The sequence below is a fragment of the Brevundimonas sp. UBA7534 genome, from assembly GCF_002479325.1.
Lineage (GTDB): Bacteria > Pseudomonadota > Alphaproteobacteria > Caulobacterales > Caulobacteraceae > Brevundimonas.
Map to the genome: position 1 here is coordinate 1 of NZ_DLMO01000039.1, position 2,978 is coordinate 2,978.

Annotated in this window: 4 protein-coding genes; all 4 read left to right on the plus strand. The window is 69.6% G+C overall.

Annotated features, from left to right (window positions below; translation table 11 throughout):
• Positions 1 to 685 (plus strand): sensor histidine kinase (locus B2U11_RS03090; protein ID WP_292069881.1); only part of this gene is annotated, 685 nt, incomplete at its 5' end.
• A 90-nt stretch (positions 686 to 775) separates the two neighbouring features.
• On the plus strand, positions 776 to 913 hold the full coding sequence (locus B2U11_RS03095; RefSeq protein WP_292069883.1) for an entericidin A/B family lipoprotein: 138 nt from the start codon (positions 776 to 778) through the stop codon (positions 911 to 913).
• A gap of 120 nt (positions 914 to 1,033) precedes the next feature.
• Positions 1,034 to 2,689, plus strand: a complete 1,656-nt coding sequence (locus B2U11_RS03100) for an MFS transporter (RefSeq protein ID WP_292069885.1) — start codon at positions 1,034 to 1,036, stop codon at positions 2,687 to 2,689.
• Between the two features lie 40 nt (positions 2,690 to 2,729).
• The coding region (locus tag B2U11_RS03105; RefSeq protein ID WP_292069886.1) for an aldehyde dehydrogenase family protein at positions 2,730 to 2,978 on the plus strand (249 nt) is incomplete at its 3' end.

The window sequence follows — 2,978 nt, forward strand, 5'->3', positions numbered from 1 at the left end:
CGCTCTTCCGATCTTGGCCGAGGCGATCACGGTGCGCGACCGGTCCCTGACCGCCTCCCTGGCGGAGAAGGACGCGCTGATGCGCGAGATCCATCACCGCGTGAAGAACAACCTGCAGATCATCTCCTCGCTGCTGTCGATGCAACAGCGGGCGGTGGCGGACGCCTCGGCCAAGGCGGCGCTGGGCGACACGCGCCAGCGGATTTCCGCCCTGGCCCTGATCTATCGCACCCTCTACCAGAGCGACGACGTGCGCCACGCCGATGCGCGCGAGTTCCTGACCGAACTGGTCGGCCAGCTGATCGCCAGCGAAGCCGGGCGCGGTCCCATGGTCGTCAGTTCGGTCGAGGCCGACAGCCTCTATGTCGACCCGGACAAGCTGGCGCCCCTGGCGCTGTGGCTGGTCGAGGCCGTTTCCAACGCTCAGAAGCACGCCTTCGCCGGCCGGGGCGGGACGCTGAAGGTTCGCTTCCACGTCGGCGGCGCCACCAGCGTGCTGGAGGTCGAGGACGATGGACCGGGCGCCCCGGCCGACGACGACGTCGGCGTGGGTCGAACCCTGATGGGCGCCTTCGCCAAACAGCTGCGCGGAGAGGCGGAGATGATCCCCGCGCCCGACGGCGGAACGATCGCGCGCATGATCTTCGCCACGCCCGAGGCCATCCATCCCGGCGAGACGCCCTAAAAGCTTCACGGTGCGGAACCGCCAAGCCTGGGTGGCGTTGACAGCCACGGAACCGGCCATTCCTGCGCCGGGATTGTCGGAGAGAAAAGAATGCGCAAGATTTTCGTCCTGTTCGCCGCCGCCGCCGCCCTGACCACGGCCGCCTGCAACACCGTCGCCGGCGTCGGCCAAGACGCCCAGGCCGCCGGCCAGGCCGTCGAGAACTGCGCCGAAGGCCGCGTCTGCTGATTTCGGCCTGAGCCAGACGTTTAAAGGCCCCGTCGCACGATGCGGCGGGGCCTTTTCGTATGCACGCGCCAAGGCTAGGCTCGACAGCGGAAACGCCCGTCAGATGGCGTCGGAGGACAGATGGCCGAAGCCGCCGCCGCCCGGGAGCCGGGCCTGAAGACCGTGGTGGGGGCCTCTGCGGCCGGCACGGCGTTCGAGTGGTACGACTTCTTCATCTTCGGCTCGCTGACCACCGTCATCGCCCGCCATTTCTACGCCGACGTGGGCGAGGCGACGAGCTATGTCCTGGCGCTGCTGACCTTCGGCGTCGGCTTCGTCGTGCGGCCCCTGGGCGCCCTGGTGTTCGGCTGGTTCGGCGACAAGGTGGGGCGCAAGACCACCTTTCTGGTGACCATCACCATGATGGGCCTGGCCACCGTGGCCATCGGCCTGTTGCCCGACTACGGCCAGATCGGCCTCATGGCGCCGGCGCTGCTGCTGCTGATGCGGGTGCTGCAAGGCTTTGCCCTGGGCGGCGAATACGGCGGCGCGGCCATCTATGTCGCCGAGCACGCCCAGCCGCACAATCGCGGCTTCATGACCAGCTGGATCAACACCACCGCGGCGCTGGGCCTGATCGGGGCCCTGGTCGTGATCCTGGCGACGCGCCTGATCGTCGGGGTCGAGGCGTTCGACGAATGGGGCTGGCGCATCCCCTTCATCCTGTCGGGCCTGCTGCTGGCCATCTCGCTGTGGATCCGGCTGAAGCTCAACGAGAGCCCGGCCTTCCGCCGCATGGAGGCCGAGGGCGGCGCCCGGCGCGCGCCCTATCGCGAGGCCTTCCTGACCTGGAAGAACGGCCGCTTCGTCCTGATCGCCCTGTTCGGCGTCATGTTCGCGCAAGGGGCGGTCTGGTACTGCGGCTATTTCTACACCCGCTTCTTCATGGAGCGGATGCTGAAGGTCGACGTGGCGACGGTGGACGGCCTGATCCTGGCCATCTCGCTGGCCTCGGCCTTCCTCTATGTCTTCTTCGGCTGGCTGTCGGACCGGGTGGGGCGCAAGCCCGTCATGCTGTTCGGCATGATCCTGGCGCTGGTCGCCTTCTTCCCCGGCTTCCACGCCCTGACCCGCGCGGCCAATCCGGCCCTGGCGGAGGCGCAGGCCCGCGCGCCGGTCACGGTGGTGGCCGATCCCGCCACCTGCGCGGTCCAGTTCGATCCCGTCGGCAAGGCCGCCTTCGTCAGCGCCTGCGACATCGCCAAGACCATATTGACCAACGCCGGCGTCTCCTACGACACGGTCGCGGCGCCCGCCGGGGCCACGGCCCTGGTTCGGGTCGGGACGGCCGAGGTCGCCTCCGTCGACGGCGCGCGCCTGACGCCCGCCCAGCTGAAGGCGGCCCGCGCCGACGTCGAGACGCGCATCAAGGCGGCGCTGGCGGCCGCCGGCTATCCGGACCGCGCCGATCCCGCCCGGATCAACCTGCCGATGGTCTTTCTGATCCTGATGGTCTTCATGACGGCCGCCTGCGCCCTTTACGGTCCCCAGGCCGCGGCCCTGGTCGAGCTGTTCCCCACCCGGGTGCGCTACACGGCCATGAGCCTGCCCTACAACATCGGCACCGGCTGGGTGGGCGGTCTGCTGCCGGCGGCCAGCTTCGCCCTGGCGGCGGCGTCGGGGAACATCTACTTCGGCCTGTGGTATTCGGTGGTCTTCACCGTCATCGCCGTCGTCGTCACCGTCCTGTTCATGCCCGAGACCAAGGGCCGAGACCTGGACACCATCGGGGCCTGAGCGCGTTCAAGGGTTCGGACCCAGACATCGGAGCGCCCCCATGACCAGTCCTCGCGACGCCGGCCTCAACCTTGTGCGCCAACACGCCCTGATCGCCGGAGAGCCGGTTCCGGCCAACGGCGGCGGCATCGCGGTGGACGATCCGGCCACCGGCGCGGTGATCGGCCACGTGCCGGACCTGGGCGCGGCCGAGACCCAGCAGGCGATCCAGGCCGCCGCCGACGCCTTTCCCCCCTGGTCCCGTTCCGACCCGCACGCGCGCGCGGCCTTCCTGCGCAAATGGGCGGCG

Excerpts from the sequence above, each read along its gene's own strand:
- B2U11_RS03095 (WP_292069883.1), top strand. The coding sequence starts at position 776 with ATGCGCAAGATTTTCGTCCTGTTCGCCGCCGCCGCCGCCCTGACCACG.
- B2U11_RS03100 (WP_292069885.1), top strand. The coding sequence starts at position 1,034 with ATGGCCGAAGCCGCCGCCGCCCGGGAGCCGGGCCTGAAGACCGTGGTG.